The sequence below is a fragment of the Bacillus halotolerans genome (assembly GCF_001517105.1).
Classification (GTDB): domain Bacteria; phylum Bacillota; class Bacilli; order Bacillales; family Bacillaceae; genus Bacillus; species Bacillus halotolerans.
Genome location: NZ_LPVF01000012.1, coordinates 119944 through 135856, shown reverse-complemented (window position 1 = coordinate 135856; position 15913 = coordinate 119944). Strand labels below are relative to the sequence as shown.

17 protein-coding genes and 6 pseudogenes are annotated in these 15913 nt (G+C 37.1%); 14 read left to right on the top strand and 9 right to left on the bottom strand.

Translation table 11 applies throughout. The features are described from left to right. Positions 1–18: 18 nt before the first annotated feature. On the top strand, positions 19–846 hold the full coding sequence (locus tag AU387_RS15875; RefSeq protein ID WP_059336154.1) for a helix-turn-helix domain-containing protein: 828 nt from the start codon (positions 19–21) through the stop codon (positions 844–846). Between the two features lie 355 nt (positions 847–1201). Here AU387_RS15875 and AU387_RS15870 read toward each other — a convergent pair whose 3' ends face one another. The 4 genes and pseudogenes from AU387_RS15870 to AU387_RS22260 form a co-directional block, all read right to left on the bottom strand. After that, positions 1202–1501, bottom strand: coding sequence for a contact-dependent growth inhibition system immunity protein (locus tag AU387_RS15870; RefSeq protein ID WP_059293009.1), 300 nt, complete (start codon positions 1499–1501; stop codon positions 1202–1204). 53 nt (positions 1502–1554) lie between these two features. After that, positions 1555–1864: pseudogene (locus AU387_RS15865) on the bottom strand (hypothetical protein). Positions 1865–1897: 33 nt separating this feature from the next. Further along, positions 1898–2290 carry a CDI toxin immunity protein gene (locus AU387_RS15860; RefSeq protein ID WP_059336153.1) on the bottom strand — a complete coding sequence of 131 codons (393 nt, stop codon included), beginning with the start codon at positions 2288–2290 and terminating at the stop codon, positions 1898–1900. 11 nt (positions 2291–2301) lie between these two features. Next, positions 2302–4092, bottom strand: a pseudogene (locus AU387_RS22260) (T7SS effector LXG polymorphic toxin). Positions 4093–4302: 210 nt separating this feature from the next. On the opposite strand from AU387_RS22260, the gene AU387_RS15850 reads away from it, so the two are divergent. From AU387_RS15850 to AU387_RS15840, 4 genes and pseudogenes are all read left to right on the top strand, one after another. Then, the gene (locus AU387_RS15850) at positions 4303–5433 is read left to right on the top strand and encodes a Rap family tetratricopeptide repeat protein (RefSeq protein ID WP_059336152.1); all 1131 of its coding nucleotides are present in this window, start codon (positions 4303–4305) and stop codon (positions 5431–5433) included. Next, entirely contained in the window at positions 5433–5564 is a 132-nt protein-coding gene (locus AU387_RS22255; RefSeq protein WP_255004112.1) for a hypothetical protein, read from the top strand. Before AU387_RS15850 ends, AU387_RS22255 begins: the two co-directional genes overlap by 1 nt. Positions 5565–5881: 317 nt before the next feature. Continuing rightward, entirely contained in the window at positions 5882–6103 is a 222-nt protein-coding gene (locus tag AU387_RS15845) for a hypothetical protein (RefSeq protein WP_059336151.1), read from the top strand. A gap of 173 nt (positions 6104–6276) precedes the next feature. Continuing rightward, positions 6277–6596 (top strand): annotated as a pseudogene (locus tag AU387_RS15840) (putative quinol monooxygenase). Positions 6597–6959: 363 nt separating this feature from the next. Here the strand turns inward: AU387_RS15840 and cotU are convergent. Together cotU and AU387_RS15825 are read right to left on the bottom strand one after the other, a co-directional pair. Then, positions 6960–7232: a spore coat protein CotU gene (gene cotU, locus AU387_RS15835; protein WP_059336149.1), complete on the bottom strand. Its 273-nt coding sequence runs from the start codon at positions 7230–7232 to the stop codon at positions 6960–6962. Positions 7233–7644: 412 nt separating this feature from the next. Then, on the bottom strand, positions 7645–8040 hold the full coding sequence (locus tag AU387_RS15825; RefSeq protein ID WP_044156330.1) for a hypothetical protein: 396 nt from the start codon (positions 8038–8040) through the stop codon (positions 7645–7647). Positions 8041–8316: 276 nt separating this feature from the next. Between AU387_RS15825 and AU387_RS15820 the strand changes: the two genes are divergently transcribed. From AU387_RS15820 to AU387_RS15795, 7 genes and pseudogenes are all read left to right on the top strand, one after another. Next, the gene (locus tag AU387_RS15820) at positions 8317–8757 is read left to right on the top strand and encodes a DUF805 domain-containing protein (protein WP_044156329.1); all 441 of its coding nucleotides are present in this window, start codon (positions 8317–8319) and stop codon (positions 8755–8757) included. Between the two features lie 345 nt (positions 8758–9102). Next, complete coding sequence (locus AU387_RS15815) at positions 9103–9369, top strand: hypothetical protein (RefSeq protein WP_024120997.1); 267 nt, start codon at positions 9103–9105, stop codon at positions 9367–9369. Between the two features lie 212 nt (positions 9370–9581). Further along, a pseudogene (locus tag AU387_RS22300) lies at positions 9582–9788 on the top strand (NPP1 family protein); the annotation flags it as partial. Between the two features lie 341 nt (positions 9789–10129). Further along, positions 10130–10966 (top strand): chitosanase, encoded by an 837-nt coding sequence (gene csn, locus AU387_RS15810; protein ID WP_059336147.1) that lies wholly within the window; start codon positions 10130–10132, stop codon positions 10964–10966. Positions 10967–11491: 525 nt separating this feature from the next. After that, entirely contained in the window at positions 11492–11614 is a 123-nt protein-coding gene (locus tag AU387_RS15805; RefSeq protein ID WP_044156328.1) for a hypothetical protein, read from the top strand. Between the two features lie 89 nt (positions 11615–11703). Continuing rightward, positions 11704–11991: a YozQ family protein gene (locus tag AU387_RS15800; RefSeq protein WP_044156326.1), complete on the top strand. Its 288-nt coding sequence runs from the start codon at positions 11704–11706 to the stop codon at positions 11989–11991. 461 nt (positions 11992–12452) lie between these two features. After that, positions 12453–12866, top strand: a pseudogene (locus AU387_RS15795) (YjdF family protein). A 51-nt stretch (positions 12867–12917) separates the two neighbouring features. On the opposite strand, the gene AU387_RS15790 reads toward AU387_RS15795, so the two are convergent. Next, a complete protein-coding gene (locus tag AU387_RS15790; protein ID WP_059292993.1) occupies positions 12918–13424 on the bottom strand; it encodes a GNAT family N-acetyltransferase in 507 nt (168 codons plus the stop codon). Between the two features lie 235 nt (positions 13425–13659). On the opposite strand from AU387_RS15790, the gene AU387_RS21655 reads away from it, so the two are divergent. Next, the gene (locus AU387_RS21655) at positions 13660–13824 is read left to right on the top strand and encodes a YrzO family protein (RefSeq protein WP_232460788.1); all 165 of its coding nucleotides are present in this window, start codon (positions 13660–13662) and stop codon (positions 13822–13824) included. 125 nt (positions 13825–13949) lie between these two features. Next, positions 13950–14718, top strand: a pseudogene (locus AU387_RS15785) (MerR family transcriptional regulator). A gap of 182 nt (positions 14719–14900) precedes the next feature. On the opposite strand, the gene AU387_RS15780 reads toward AU387_RS15785, so the two are convergent. Both AU387_RS15780 and AU387_RS15775 read right to left on the bottom strand, forming a co-directional pair. Continuing rightward, entirely contained in the window at positions 14901–15095 is a 195-nt protein-coding gene (locus AU387_RS15780; RefSeq protein ID WP_024121010.1) for a DUF4177 domain-containing protein, read from the bottom strand. Between the two features lie 327 nt (positions 15096–15422). Beyond that, positions 15423–15731 carry a YjdJ family protein gene (locus tag AU387_RS15775; protein ID WP_059336146.1) on the bottom strand — a complete coding sequence of 103 codons (309 nt, stop codon included), beginning with the start codon at positions 15729–15731 and terminating at the stop codon, positions 15423–15425. Positions 15732–15913 lie beyond the last annotated feature (182 nt).

Sequence of the window (15913 nt, the reverse complement as noted above, 5' to 3'; positions counted from 1 at the left end):
CGATATGGGGGTAGCGATATGCATTACTTAGCGGAACACCAAACGTTCGACTCGACGGCTCAACTTAACGAAGCTGTTTACGAACATATCAAGCGCAATACATACGAGCTTAACGATACGGAACGCCAGGCGCTTAAGATGATCGCAAGGTACGCGGTTAAGTTTAGCGGGGCAGCGCATCTTAAAGCGGAAACGTTGGCGGGGCTCATCGATAAATCCATTAAGACGGCGCGGCGGGCACTGAATAAATTAGCGGGGCTCGGCATCGTAAAGAAGGTCGCCACGACGCGGAAGATAAACGGAGGCAAAGGCGCGAACATAATCGTGATCCTGCCGGTTGGAAGCGGAGAAGAAAACCCGAAGGACGCGCTTTTGTCCGAGAATGACCAGTCGACAATGTCCAATCGCGGACAAGCCGAAAAGCCTACGGAATCAACGGTTGAGGCACCGAAAACGAAAAACGAACCATCGGATTTAATTAAGCGTTCTAAAAACCAAAATAACGTATTAGATACGGCGGCTGTACCGGCTGAAGCGTTAAAAGGCGCGTTGCCTAACGAAATCTACAACGCAATGTCTCGTTACTTTGACGCCGAAAAGATTTATAAATACTACGGAATTTTACTTCGCGCTAAGGCAAGCGTAGACAGAACGATACGACTCGAAGATCATGCGGCGCCTTTCGTTGAAGCGTGGCACGCAACGATTATGAAAGCGAAATCGCACGAAATTAAGCGTTTCGACGATTACCTATACGCTGGGTTTAGGAAGGCGGCTTGGACGGTTAAGGCGCGCTTAAATCGTGGCGGATCGCTTATGGAGCGTTTCAGAAAGGCGTTTGAATAATATTGCGGGTTACGGTGCGGATACTTGCGCGGTGGCGGTGCTATACGTTATAATTCGTAATATCGAAATAAAAACCGTTTGACTTACCGATGACTTAACGCTGATATACCAACGTTTGACTTACCGATTGACTTATCGGATCACTTGCGGATACCTTGACAGGGTAGAGGTCGCTGGTTCGAGCCCAGTCGGAATCATATCTTAAACCCTTGCGCAGCAAGGGTTTTTTACTTTGTATTTAGTTATATTTGTTAGCTTTGTTCCTACATGGGGACGAATTGAGGACGAAATTTCTTTGGGGCTGATTAAGAAGTGAAGTCAAAATCAGCCCTGTTTCTATGCTAGGTTTAATGGATTATAAGGTTTCAATATTCTTTTCGATTTTTTGAATAACTTGTTCGAGCCATATGATTGGAGATACGTCGTAACTAAGAATGTCCACTCCGTCAGCAGCTTCATCGATAAAATCATTCTTTTCTTCATCCGAGTAATCGCTGTTAATAAAATCTTTTAATGCTACTATATCAGTTTTTTGCTCTTCTTTTGGTATCTCTTCTAAGTATTCGGCCAGTGCTGATTCTGGAGTTTCTATATCTTGATGAAAAATACCTCCTAGAAATTGAAATACAGGTTCATAAATTTCGATTTCGATCATTACTTATCACCACCAAGAAATGTTAACTTCAAATCTGAGAAATGGTACGTATCTTATTCTAAATAACTTTCTGCTATATCAATATCATTTGTCATTTCTAAGTCAGGGTATTTTTCATCTAATTTTCTTAAACAATTAATAAGTTCTTTACTTTGGTAAACTTTCAGCTAAGTCTTCAAATACTTCACTGATCCAATATAAATCTTCTTTATTACAATTTTCTAGATAGCTAATTGTATTTTCCTCATTTTCTGAGAGTACTTCAATTATTTCATCCCAACTTTTTTGAATTCCATAGTCATCATTAGGATTAAGTTTTTTTCTTTTAATTAATATAGCTTCCATTTTTTTCTCTAAGTTCATATTGATCCTCTTTACTAAGAAGGGCTATTATTTTCAAATTGCCTTTCCTATTGTTACATCTCCATCATGGAAAAATTCAATAACATAACCAGATTCGCTGAACATGAAAGTATCTGAACCTACAGCAGTTACATCATCAATTACGTTTAAGGCGTTGTCTAAGCTGGTTTTTACAGCTGGATAATCACCGTAAGCCCAAAGGAGAATAACAGTTTTATCATCTATTTTATTCTCAATTAACCATTCGTCGATATCTTCAGCATAATCAATAGATCTGTGAGTAGTTACTTCATCCCATTTAATTCTACCCCATGATGTGAAGGGGAAACTTTCGCCAAGTTGTTCATGATATTTGCGTGTCTCAGAAATAGTGAGGACTTCTTTGTTATCTCCAAGAGCTTCTAGACATTCTTCGTATAAAGTCATATTAACACTTCCTATTTATTTAAATGTTTTAAAAGGGATTTATAAGTATCTTCGTTTCCGTTAAAAGGTATATATATTTCTTTGCTTTATCTCCTTTTCCATTTCTATAATCCTCAACATTTATATGAGGTCCCTTTTCGGGGTCATAATCTAATCTCCAAAGGACTTTATTATCTCCAGACATTCGGCCAGTAACTTTACCAAAGCCTGCGCTTTTAGATAAAGTACCTATAAAAGGCTTTGAATCTATTCCTAAATCACCAATTAGATTTAGCGCCTCATTTCTAGCTTGTTCATATGTATCTACCTTTGGAAGCGCAACTTCTCTTGATTTTTTGGAAAGGCCCTTTTTAACTGTCTTGTTTTTTGATGACTTACCATTGATTGATTTAAAGAGTACACTATCTTTAGTGGAATCGGCTATTCTTTTTAGGAGTGGCGTATTTTTCACGTTAATGGTTTTCTCAGCATCTTGAAGGATTCCTTCTAATGCTGGAGTATACCGATTTACAGGAGATTTGACAAACTGTTTTACAGACTTTCCGCCTTTCTTAATTGGGCCACTAGCTGCTTTCCCAACTTTAGCAAGATCTTTCGATCCTGTTGAGACAGAGGACTTTCCACCTTTCAACAACAGAAGACTTCCGCCCAAATAAGTAACATAGTGCAGCCGTGTGTATGCATCCCCGTGAATCATTTTTGTATCCCAATTATCCTTCAATGTGTCAACCATACTTTGAAAAGCAGCTTGATAGTCGTATTCCAGAACTGTATCCAGCACTTTTTGAGGATCCTTGTTTAAGTTGTCAATTGTCCAACCGATATTCCATCCGAATTGAATGGCTCCTTCACCGGTATCCTTGGCAAGATCGTATACACCAACAATCGCACCTTTGGCGCCATCACTTATGATTTGCAACACTTATTTTTCCGTTATCCATGAAAGCTTTACGCTGTTCAAGAAATGAAACAAATTCAAGCTGTTCAGGGGTAAGATTCTCATAGCCGACCTTCTTGGCAATTTCTAAGTATTCATCCGGATCCGTCACTCCGCCAGTTAGCTTCTTCTTTAAATCTATGATTTCTCGTTTTTTCGCTTCATCTTTCTTGATCTTCAAATAAGCTTCAGCCTGTTTCTCAATATCGCCTTTTTTCTTATGTATATCACTTTCTCGATAAGCTTTGGCATTGTAATTGATTGGCGTAGCGTTTTTGCCTTCGCCTGTTGATTCCTCAAGCTTTTGGAAGTCCTTCTTGATGAATTGCTCGTTTGGCTCTGACTGGGCATATTCAGTAACAAGTGCTTCGTCCACATTTCCTAATTTATCAACTGTTTTTTTACGTTTGTCCTCCGCATCAGCGAGTTCGTCTTTGAAGTTTTCTGTCGAGAACAAATCAAGCGGAAGAATATCATCGATATCATGTAAGATATCTTTCATCGCTTTCTTTTGTTCAGACATTATGGATTTTGATTTTGTGTAGGCGTTAGCCAGCTCATGTTCTAAGAAGGATTCTTCTATATATGCATCAGATAAGCTGGCGTCCTCTAAAGTGCCTGAAATGCTCGTCAAGAAAGCAATTTTCATATCAAGTAGGTCAATCCAATTGTCAGCTACACCGGCGTGGTCTTGATAAAATGCTTTAATGTTGTCGGCGCCTTTGCCGGAAAACTCACTGTCATCTAAATCAGCTACAGCTTTAAAAGCCTTTTTTAGATTGACCATCTGACTTCTTAATTCTTTGTATTCCTTTGCACGGTTTTCAGCTTCGGAAAGCAGTGATTTAGCTTCAAATACCTTCATGATCATATCCTTTCTTATTAAGCTTCGTGTTTCAACGATTAACAAAATTTCACCATATAATGATATTGAGTAATACAAAAAACCTTCTATCTGGAAAATGAATCCTCCACGAAACTAACCGAAGAAAAAGTTTGCGGTTTTTTTGCGGTATAAACACTTTTTGAAAATGTTACAATATTACAAAAATAGATATAAGAGGGAGGGGTATGTATGGACCAAGTTTTACCGTCATCCCGAGTGGGAGTCAAGATCAATGAATGGTATAAAATGATTCGTCAATTCAGTGTTCCAGATGCAGAAATCTTAAAGGCGGAAGTGGAGCAAGAAATAGAGGAAATGGAAGAGGATCAGGATTTACTTGTTTATTATTCATTGATGTGTTTCCGTCATCAATTGATGTTAGATTCATTGGAGCCAGAAGACAGATATCGGGATCGTCCCACAGTTGATGAACTACTTGAAAAAATAGAAAAACCACAAAAAAGACTTACAGGCCTTTTAAAATATTACTCATTATTTTTCCGAGGGATGTATGAATTTGATCATAAAGAATACGTGGAAGCGATAAGTTATTATCGTAAAGCTGAGGAAGAATTGACTGCAGTTTCAGATGAAATGGAACAAGCTGAATTTCATTATAAAATAGCAGATGCCTACTATCAAATTGATCAGCATTTTGTTTCCCTGAATCATTTAAAAAAAGCTAAGCATTTGTTTGAAAAAAATCAATTGTATAAGGTGAAAGTGATCGGATGCAATATGATGTTTGGAGCTAATATGTACGATATGTACCGGCTGACAGAGGCGGAATCATATTACCGAGAAGCTTTAAGTGTCGCTGAGGGAATGAGTGAGAAAAAGGCAAAAAGGATCATTGGGGTGATCTTTCATAATTTAGGCTTGGTTTATTTAAGGACCCAAAACCTAAGTGCAGCTGAAGAGCATTTCAAAAAAGCAATAGACATGAAAGAACATCTTGATACAGTGTATGGAGTAAGATCATTATATATGATGGCAAATGTACTTTACCAAAGCAACAAACCTAAGGAAGCGCGTTTCTTTTATGAAACAGCTTTAAAACGGGCTGAAGATTCTAATGAAGAAGAATACATGGCGAAATTAAAGATCATTAATTCAATATATGAAGAATATAATGAAACAGAAGTAAATCGAAGCTTAGACTATTTGGAAAAGAAACGCCTGTGGTCTGATTTTGCAGAATTAACAGAAAAATTGGGTGACTTTCATTATGAGCAAAGAAACTATGCAGAGGGAAGAAACTTCTTAAAGAGAACTATACATGCACAAACACAAATACTTAAGGTTACGGAGGCTATATAATGAAAAAATTTTTAATCAGCTCCGCTTTAATCGGTATTCTTTTTGCAGGTTTATTAAATGTGGAAAATGTATATGCTGCTATGAATGATTCTGGAACTTTCCATGTAGCCGAAAAAGCTATTAATATCTAAGCGATATTACCCTGTTAAACCCCATCTTTTAAGGTGGGGTTTTTAAACAATCCATTTATTCTTTTTCTTATCCCATTTTAACAAACGCTGCCTCATAAGATTCTTAACGGCTTCCCGTATAGCTCGTTCATTCTTCCCGGTTTTTATCTTCAACTGATCCAACGAAGGATTTTTCCTAAATGGGTCACACTTTTTGTTCAAAATCATTCAATTCAGTTGCCTCCTTGAGTAAATAATACCAGAACGAACATTCGTTTTTTTACTTGGAATAGAACTAATGTTCGTATAAAATAATGGTAGAGAAGGAGGAGGAAAGCATGGAATCGATTTTAAAACGTTCATTAATTGAGAAAACAGCATTAGATATGATTTATATGAGAAATGACGGTCTTATCACGAAGAGATCAATTATTGTTCGGCAAATTAATCAGAGCTATATAAGGGCATTTTGTTTTAATAGCCGTCAAACAGCTGTTTCTTCTTTACATATATTTAATATTATACCACTATGGACACCCTCTAATAGAATTATTTTTTGAAAAGTCCATCTATTTAGATTACAAAAAGGTCGGAATAAACATAAATAAGGACCATATCGTCTGATATCGACCCTTTAGCTTGCTTTAGAATTTATAGAAAATTGGTCTAAAAGGCTATCGATGTCGTTTAATGATGTTTAAATGACATCTGCATTTTTCAAGAAAATGTTATAATGAAAAGCCATGAAATAATGTAAAGAGGGGGATTACGATGCATTACATAACTGCATGCTTAAAAATCATCAGTGATAAAGACCTTAATGAAATAATGAAGGAATTTAAAAAACTTGAGGAAGAAACAAACAAAGAAGAAGGGTGTATTCAATTCCATGCTTATCCGCTTGAACCATCAGAACGCAAAATAATGCTTTGGGAGATTTGGGAAAACGAAGAAGCTGTTAAAGAACATTTCACGAAAAAACACACAAAAGACGTTCAAAAACAAGAATTAACGGAAGTAGAGTGGTTAATGAAAAGCAATGTGAATGAGTAATAGATTCCTTAAAAAAGAGACATTCAATGGCTAAGAATCAACCACCTGTAATTAAGTAGTAAAATGTTGGCGGATTGTTGTCCAACTCTGCCAACAATCATCAATTTTCATTCAGAAGTCATCAGATGTACAATTAATAGGCTTTGAAATAAAAGGGGAAACTTGATTTTTCAGCTTAGAAATTCAATGATCCTGTCTCTTTTTAGGGTCAAAATCATTGAAAAGTTCAGCGGTGTTTAATTTGGAACAAAAATCTCAATTTTCTAAGAAAAGCTCCCACATAATAGGGAGCTTTTCTATTTTCACATCACTTGATATAAAGCGTATTAAATATAAGAAACTTTTAAAGATGCTTAAGAGATTTTAGTGATGTTTTTTATACGATTCGACAAAATCATAATAATGATCATCGTCATCATAATACTTTTTATCGTAATGATAATCGTGATCATCATCATCATACTTCTTGTCATGATCACAATCATAATACTTTTTGTCGCAATCATAGTGCTTCTTATCGCAGTCATGATACTTTTTGTCACGATCATAATGCTTCTTATCGTGGTCATAATACTTTTTGTAATAAGTTTTTTTCCAAGTGTAATACTCTTCTTTATATTTTTTATAATAACCCAATTTAAGCCCTCCTATTATTTTAATCAATATTAATATATGAAGTTTATATGATATGGTATGGCCACATTTACTAATAATTTAGTAATAGGGCTGTTTCTGATAGCCAAATGATAAACTGTTTATGAAGATAGGTTAGGTGAAAGGATTCGATCACAGTGAATAGACGAAGTATGTTGTAATGCCATTTGGGAACAGATGGGGACGAATAGGGGGCAAACTTTTAGTCAAAACAAAAGGTTTTTTATCAGAAATTCTTGTCAGAAAACCCTATAAAATAAAACGTCAGTTCGTAATGGCATATAGTCCCTACCTTGACAAGGCAGAGGCCACTGGTTCGAACCCAGGCGGAATCACACACGAAAAAAACGGCAGGAAACGCTGATAAAGGCGTTCCTGCCGTTTTTGTTTTGTGTTATCTTTTCGCAATGAGATAAAGTGATATGGCTCTTTGGGTTTGAAGAGGATTATGAAGCGTAATTACCCACTGGTTTCTTCTCCTTGGAAAGCTGCCTATTGCATACATTGGAGCATAATCACGTGGAGTAAACCCGCCATTGATTACCTTTATATCTCTTCCTTCAAGATAACAAACAAGGTATTCACCGGGATCTATGACCTGTTGGTTAGTCCATGCGTAAGAATAAAAGCCGTCTCCGAGATCCTCGGTGGAAGATGGCGGTATAAAGCCATCTACATTCAATGTGATTTCTCTTCTTCGCTGTCTTTCTGAAAAGTCTTGATTTCTTTGCGTGTGATGAGCAGGTGGTAAGTGAGGAATTAACACAGGAACATAAAAGTAATGATACAAAGTAACCACTCCTTCGTTTACATTCATACAAAGTGTATGTTGGCGTATTTCGTTAATTCCTGTTTTATTGTCAGTTGACTAAGAATGGAACTAAAGGAGTGAGGACAATCAGCTTGTCCATATTTGTTTTACGACTGCCTTCATTTTTTGTATAGCAAGTTCTATGAGGTCTTTTTGCCATTGACTAGTTTTATAGCCCTCCTATTTTTAATCATATTTATGATATAATGGATATGTTTTGCAGTAATCTATAGTGTTGGTAATGGAGGAAACTATATGAAATGGTATTGGAATGGCTTAAAGAACTATGTCAATTTTGAAGGGAGAGCTCGGCGAAAGGAATATTGGATGTTTCATCTCTTTAATGGCATCATTTGTTTTATTTTATTACTGCTATCATTAATACTAGTTGGATTATTTACATCAGGCCCATTGGCGGCAGAAGGATATGCCAGTTCTCAAGTAGGATATGTAATTGGATATGGCGGGGGATTACTGGCATATATTCTGATCTTTCTTTATCAGTTAGCTGTTTTTCTTCCGTCTCTTGCTCTCAGTATCCGCAGATTGCATGATATCGGCAAAAGTGGCTGGTGGATATTTATAGGCTTTATTCCGGTGGTCGGTCCTATTATGATGCTGATCTTTAACTGCCAAGATAGTGAAACAATAGAGAATCAATATGGAGCAAATCCTAAGATTATAAATGAATCGTAAATTGCGCCCCAATTGTTAGACAATGAGTTTAGCGATTGGGGTGTTTTTTATAGCCTGAAGAACTCATAAGGTAACTACATATTCAAGATAGAGAACAACTTTTAAAGAATTTTGTGCTGCAGGATAATGGCATGAATAATCTTACATTATTTGGTTTAAAATGATTAACTGCATTTTGAATAGTTAATTCTTTTTCTTCTTAACCACTTTCTAAGCACCTTTGTTTATAGTTTTCGCAAAGGATTAAATTAATATGCTGATCAAGAAGTCATTTAGAATGGAACGAATCAAAGTGAACTTAATGGACAAACTTATATGGATTAAAAAGAAGAGAGGAGGGTGGAAATGAGTAAAAAATGGTTGCAAATAATAACTGCGTTATGTCTATCCACTTTTATATTAATGGGCTGTAATAATGATCAAAATAATAATGATCAAGATAACAATACTCCAGATGTTGAGGAGAACGATCAGGATAATAACGGTAACAATGCGCCGGGTGTTGATGAGGACGATACGATCAATAAAGATGATGAAAAAGATAATGAGACTGATCCCGAAGATCCGGTTGAGGATAATGAAGATGCCGATAAAGATAAAAAAGATGAGTAAGGAAACAGCACATCATCATTGTTTGCAGAAGAACCGACACTTCATGCAGAGAAGTTTTAGTATTCTTTTCTGATGCTTTCTGCTGGCGGTGCTACAGACGAAAAACGTGCTTGAAAGGCTCTAAAATGACAAAAAGCTCTGTCCTTAGTGGATGGGGCTTATTGTGTGTTTGTGACACGTTTTTGAAATGAATACTATATGCAGTTTTATCCATTGCATATGACAGCACTTGGCCGTGAACCATGAATTACTTATGAGCGATGATGTAGTAGGCGGAACTCAACCGTTAATCGGATGGGATGATTTAACTCCTGCCGCAAGGAATGCATTACATACAACAGATTTCGGTAAAGCAAATGTTCCTTTCTTTTAATGATAATAACTTTACCAGCAATTTAAAGAAAGCATGGTTTAAATAAAAACATCTTGGTATTGGGAAGATCCTTACAAAGAAGGATTCTTTTTTTGACTTACATGAATTTCCTATTAGTTACAGTTTCTACGATAGCTGATTGGCAATGATTACTTTTAAAAATGGAACGAATGATAATAAGAGAAGTCCTTGTCGGAAAGCTTTTCTCTCAAGAATCTCTCTGTGGTGTAAATGATGTCTGTCTTTTACATGAGACCGCAATCTATTACCATTAAGAGTAGTAATTAAGATTCAAAATATTGACAAATCAATGTATTTTCAACAAAAGGTCAGCCCCTTCATGTATACTGAGTCCGTAAATTACAATATGTAGAAAGGGGTAATAGAATGAAAATCAGTTTGGAGAAAAAAGCAGGTTTCTGGAAGAAGGCAGCGATTTCAACATTTATTTTCACCATGTTTTTTACCCTGATGATGAGTGATACGGTTTTTGCGGCCGGACTGAACAAGGATCAGAAGCGCCGGGCGGAACAGCTGACCAGTATCTTTGAAAACGGCACGACGGAAATCCAATACGGATATGTGGAACCCTTGGGTGATGGAAGAGGCTATACATGCGGACGGGCAGGCTTTACAACGGCTACCGGGGATGCATTGGAAGTAGTTGAAGTATACACAAAGGCAGTACCGAATAACAAACTGAAAAAGTATCTGCCTGAATTGCGCCGTCTGGCCGAAGAAGAAAGCGATGACATAAGCAACCTCAAGGGATTTGCTTCTGCCTGGCGTTCGCTTGGAAATGATAAAGATTTCCGTGCTGCCCAAGACAAGGTAAATGATCGCTTGTATTATCAGCCTGCCATGAAACGATCAGAGAATGCCGGCTTGAAAACGGCACTGGCAAAAGCTGTGATGTACGATACAGTTATTCAGCATGGCGATGGTGATGACCCTGACTCTTTTTATGCCTTGATCAAACGCACGAACAAAAAGGCAGGCGGCTCACCTAAAGACGGAATAGATGAGAAGAAATGGTTAAATAAATTTCTGGACGTGCGCTATGACGACCTGATGAATCCAGCAGATCCGGATACCCGTGATGAGTGGAGAGAATCGGTTGCCCGTGTGGACGTGCTTCGCTCTGTCGCCAAGTCGAACAACTACAATCTGAACGGACCGATCAATATCCATTCAGCAGAATACGGTGATTTCGTAATCAAATAAGCAGCAAGTGTAAAGAAACCGACTGCACCCTTTGCGAATACACCCGCTGCCCTCATTAATATGGCGCGGTTTAAGGTATGAACCGATTGTGTAAATGTCATTACGATTACTTAGACCTTCTCAGAGAGAAGGGCTTTTTTCAATCTAATCTGCTTTTCCGATTCAATGAAAAAAACCAGATTCACTAGCATGAATGTATCCGATCCAACGGCAGTCACTTCAGCAATTAGGCTTAATACATAACTACATAATTCTAGACTTGTTTTTATACTGGGTGATCCTCTAAATAAAGAGTGTTTTTCTTACAGTAAACGGAACAGTTTCTGTCATATGACATTCTTTAAACTTATTGTGTTTGCTGAAAGATAAATTATGCTTTGGCAGATACAGAACTAGTACTCATGACGAATGGCCCCTCTTAAGAGTTTTTTTGTTATTGGTCAAAAGGGGTGAATGAATGCCTGCACAAAAGACAGAATAAGGGTGAAGCTGATATTCCAATGTTTTCAGAAAAGAGGTGAAAGCATGGCTAAAAAAGGGATTCAAAATTCAAGTATTGAACAAATAAGAAATGATCATGAGACTGAAACAGCATTCAAAGCAGATGACCCTAAAAAACATGGCACAGGTTCAAAGAGGACCAAATAAGTTTTGTTTCAATGAAAGCCTAATATCAAGATCTGGGCCAATTGTTTTTGGCCTGTCATATTGATTGATAAGGAAAGGGAGTGGATGATGTGACTCAAAAAAATGGAGCAGACAGACCTGATGATTATAAAAGATTTTCTGAAATCGACAAGGACTTTGATTTTAATCAAAATGGCGATCCTAAGTCAGAGACATTAGGCAAGAACGAACAAACCAATAACAAAGAAGAAGCAAATGAAAATATGGATGTCGCAGGAAAATATTTTGAACCGTCAGATTACAAAGGAACCACTCAATTGGAACAGGGTTTGGCTGAAACGCATGAACAAGTCAGTGATGACTATTTTGAGGGAACCATCGACCAAAACTTGGACTAAATAATCAAGCGGAGCTGACTCGAATGAACTTGAGTTAGTTCCGTTTTTCGTACAAAGATGAAACTGGTTCGGCAGAGGCTGCTTTCATAAAGGGGCATGAAAATAATGGGATCCACGCTTTTGTGAACGCCTGACAGCTGCCGGCTTTTGCGAAACAAAAGGAAACCGTAGCTTGATATTCTATTGAAAGAAGAGAATGCAATTCTATTTAATTTTTTCAGTCTTCTTTGGATTCCTTGATTTTGAATAGAGAAAAAAAGGGTCAAGCTGATGCATGACTTATTCCTTGAAGTATGCTCTCAATATCTTTTCTCTAAAGAGAAAAATTGATAAAATTTAAGCAAAAGAATGAAAAAACACGATTCGGTTGGTAGTCCGAATGCATTTTTATTATGTCAGTAACCTTCCCCTCCTCGGGATGTCCATCATTCTTTCATCATTTAAAAGAGGGGGGAATCGTTATGAAATTAACGATTTACTACAATGGTCAGTTTTGGGTAGGAGTTATTGAGGTTGTGAAAAACGGAAAACTAAAGGCCTCTCAGCATTTGTTTGGAAAAGAGCCGAAGGATTCTGAAGTATTAGATTTTGTTAATAGACAACTCTTAAAGACTCTGTCCCAGTCTGAGCAGGAAGGAGTTAGTGTAAAAGCCCAAGATCAGAAAAAGATAAATCCGAAAAGATTGCAACGTCAGGTTTCGAAGGAATTGAAACGTGCCGGAGCATCCTTAAAGGGACAGGATGCGATGAAATAAGAGTTGGAAGCGAAGAAGCAAAAGAAAAAACAAATAACGAAAGAACAAAGAGAAAAAATAAAAGAACAAAAGTATCTCATCAGAAAGCAAAAAGCTAAAAAAAAGCATAGAGGAAAATAGCTTGAAAAAGCAGGCATAGAGCCTGCTTTCTTATAAGTGAAGAATATGTTTTTACACTTTAGCGTATCTCCAATGGATAAAGTCTTTTTCTTCACGGTCCAGTTTAAACCCTAACTTCTTCAAAATATGCTGTGAACCCATATTGCCATGTTCACATCTTGCCGCAATACAGTTAACATTCTCTTTGCTTAATGCCCAGTTTATTAACTTTTGAGCAGCCTCAAAACAATAACCTTTACGGCGGTGACTTTTATTTGTTGCAAAACCGATTTCAACCATGCCATCCGTATCAGGGTCGCCTAAAAACCCAGTTCCTCCGACAATTTCATAATCATTCTTCTTTAAAATGATCCATGAATCAAATCCTCTTGTTCCTTTATTTTTGATTAAAATCTCGCGGAAATAAGGAATTGCTTCAAAAAAATCTGAGTTTGGCCATTCCCCATTTGTTTTATAACCCAGGTCTATAATAGCCTGATGATCCAGTTTAGATGCAGCGTCTAGAAGATTAACATCAATCGTTTTTAATAGTAACCGATCCGTTTCAAGGAGAACCATCTCTTTAGCCCCTCTTCTATTTGATATCTATACATGTGATTCTTTTATGTTCATTTATCTCATGAATCGAGAATTAATTGTTTCCTCTATAACAAGTTTGTTACAATGCATATTCATTATTTTCTCTCTCTATAACGTATCCGTAATATGTAACGCACCAGAAAAATTCATGAATGGTAAGAATAACCATCTGGAGCAAAAGAAACGGATGATAAGGAGTAAAGGGGGAGCAGAGATGGTGCCTGCTCTTTATTATGAAAAGATATTTGCAGCTAACAGGAATATGCATCAGTCTGGCGGTGAGAACAAAGCAGTAGCAGACTCCCTTCGCAAAAGTATAAAACAGCAGGAGGAGTTCAATCAACTTTTAAAAGAACTTCTTAATAGAGACATCAAATAAGTTTCGGTATATGACATGTTGCAGATAAATCATCTCCTTGAAAATTCAAGGAGATCTTTTTTAAAAAAGCTTTGACATTCACGTTACGTCAAAGTGTACGGTTAATGTATAAGGAGGGAGAAGAAATGGAATATACCGTTCAGAAGTTAGCCAAATTAGCGGGAGTCAGCACAAGAACGCTTAGGTATTATGATGAGATTAACCTTTTAAAGCCAGCACGGATTAATTCATCAGGATACCGAATTTATGGGGAAAAAGAAATCAACGAATTACAGCACATTTTATTTTATCGAGAGTTAGGTTTCCAATTAGAGGAGATAAAAAAATTAATCTTTTCCCCATCTTTTAATCGTTATAAAGCATTAAAGGATCATCATGCAGAGCTTCTAGAAGAAAGAGCCCGGATTGATAGTCTTATACAAAATGTAGAGAAAACAATTCATGCAGAGGAGAGAAACGAAAAGATGAGAGATGAAGAGAAATTTAAAGGATTTAAAAAAGAGCTTGTGGAAGAAAACGAGCGGAAATACGGAGCCGAAATACGCCAAAAGTATGGAGAAGAAGCGGTGGAAGAAACTAACCAAAAAGTATTGAATATGACAAAGGAGCAATATGAAGAGCTGACCGCTACAGAAAAAGAATTGTTTGAAAAACTTAAAAAAGCATTTGAAGAAGGAGATCCAAAAAGTGAAGATGCCTTGAAAGCGGCGGAATTACACAAAAAAATGGCTTCTTTATCATTGGAGCGACTACAGCAAAGAAGCTCATGCAGGTCTAGGGGAGATGTATGTATCAGATGAGCGCTTTAAGCGATATTACGATCAACATGGTGAGGGATTAGCTGAATTTCTAAGACAGGTGATCTATGCGTATACTGGGAAAGTTAATGATTAAGCATTGAACTGATGCATGGACTTTATCGAGCGAAAACGAAAGCGAAGTTTGAAGCACGATTGAAAAAACTAGAGTATTTCTTTGTCATGAAGGGTCAAAAAAGCTTACTCATTGTAAGCTTTTTATGATTTGTCATTTATAAATATAAGTTACTCAATGGTAAGAATGCTTAGCCATAAAGACTAAGCATCTTCCACATCTCTTTCAAATATCATTTCAAAATAAGCAGCTGCTCCATACCCGTCTATACTAGGGGCGAAAATCTGAATAAACTTCCATCCTCTTTGAGCATAGTCACGAATGATTTGTTGGTAGTCTTCTTTGGGTCTTCTTCTCATGGTACTGAGTTCGACTCTAACGAATTCATACTCTTTCATCATGTGATACCTCCTGTAAGGTTATACGAAAGAGCGAGAGGAAAGTTCCGAAAGATGGAAAAACAAAAGGTGAAACCGAAAATAACCAATGAGGCAAGAACATTCAAGATCGGATCATATAAACGCAGGTCTGATTGACCATACGAATATAGAGAAGATGTAAATCGCGCACCTAATCGTGGAATGCTTAGAAATCAAGTACGCGGAGCGAGCTGTGCCTTGCCATATCCTTTAGATGAACTGGCGATGAAAGAAAAAAGAGGGGGAGGATCATAACGGTGCTCCTTATATGGTATTTCAATGGGGCATGTGGAAATGACATATTCTTTATCGAGCCGTGCGGCAATCGCGAATCAGCAGAAAAAGTGATAATAACACATATAAAAACGAACAGATCATCACTATACTTATGACCGGATAGTGTTTCGCAGAGTATATGAAAAAGTCCAGCTGTGAAATTTGTTTGGGGCTGGTGATGGTGTCAATGCCGTTAAGAAGCTTTGAAAATGTGGCTGTGTAATTCCAATCGAATTGATCTGAAACAAGCTCGCTTCCTTGATACCAATTGACAGCGGCTAAAAACAGAAAAGCCATGAATGAAAATCCAAGCTGAACAACTAAAACAATCCCTTTCATCGTACGCCTCCAAATCAATGAACATGAGAAAAGCAAATTATATATTACCATAATGTAGGCGGTTGGGCAATTTTTCTATATTTCCTGATATATTCATATCTTAGAATGGAGAGCCATTATGTATTTGGTTGGAAATTTAGTTCAGCCTGGGCCGGTACTTTTTTGCTCTTTCGGCTTTTGCC

Bases quoted from the DNA above. Each gene is read 5' to 3' on its own strand.
- AU387_RS15875 (WP_059336154.1), top strand. From the start codon at position 19: ATGCATTACTTAGCGGAACACCAAACGTTCGACTCGACGGCTCAACTT.
- AU387_RS15870 (WP_059293009.1), bottom strand. From the start codon at position 1,501: ATGATCGAAATCGAAATTTATGAACCTGTATTTCAATTTCTAGGAGGT.
- AU387_RS15860 (WP_059336153.1), bottom strand. From the start codon at position 2,290: ATGACTTTATACGAAGAATGTCTAGAAGCTCTTGGAGATAACAAAGAA.
- AU387_RS15850 (WP_059336152.1), top strand. From the start codon at position 4,303: ATGGACCAAGTTTTACCGTCATCCCGAGTGGGAGTCAAGATCAATGAA.
- AU387_RS22255 (WP_255004112.1), top strand. From the start codon at position 5,433: ATGAAAAAATTTTTAATCAGCTCCGCTTTAATCGGTATTCTTTTTGCA.
- AU387_RS15845 (WP_059336151.1), top strand. From the start codon at position 5,882: ATGGAATCGATTTTAAAACGTTCATTAATTGAGAAAACAGCATTAGAT.
- AU387_RS15820 (WP_044156329.1), top strand. From the start codon at position 8,317: ATGAAATGGTATTGGAATGGCTTAAAGAACTATGTCAATTTTGAAGGG.
- AU387_RS15815 (WP_024120997.1), top strand. From the start codon at position 9,103: ATGAGTAAAAAATGGTTGCAAATAATAACTGCGTTATGTCTATCCACT.
- csn (WP_059336147.1), top strand. From the start codon at position 10,130: ATGAAAATCAGTTTGGAGAAAAAAGCAGGTTTCTGGAAGAAGGCAGCG.
- AU387_RS15805 (WP_044156328.1), top strand. From the start codon at position 11,492: ATGGCTAAAAAAGGGATTCAAAATTCAAGTATTGAACAAATAAGAAAT.
- AU387_RS15790 (WP_059292993.1), bottom strand. From the start codon at position 13,424: ATGGTTCTCCTTGAAACGGATCGGTTACTATTAAAAACGATTGATGTT.
- AU387_RS21655 (WP_232460788.1), top strand. From the start codon at position 13,660: ATGGTGCCTGCTCTTTATTATGAAAAGATATTTGCAGCTAACAGGAAT.
- AU387_RS15780 (WP_024121010.1), bottom strand. From the start codon at position 15,095: ATGAAAGAGTATGAATTCGTTAGAGTCGAACTCAGTACCATGAGAAGA.
- AU387_RS15775 (WP_059336146.1), bottom strand. From the start codon at position 15,731: ATGAAAGGGATTGTTTTAGTTGTTCAGCTTGGATTTTCATTCATGGCT.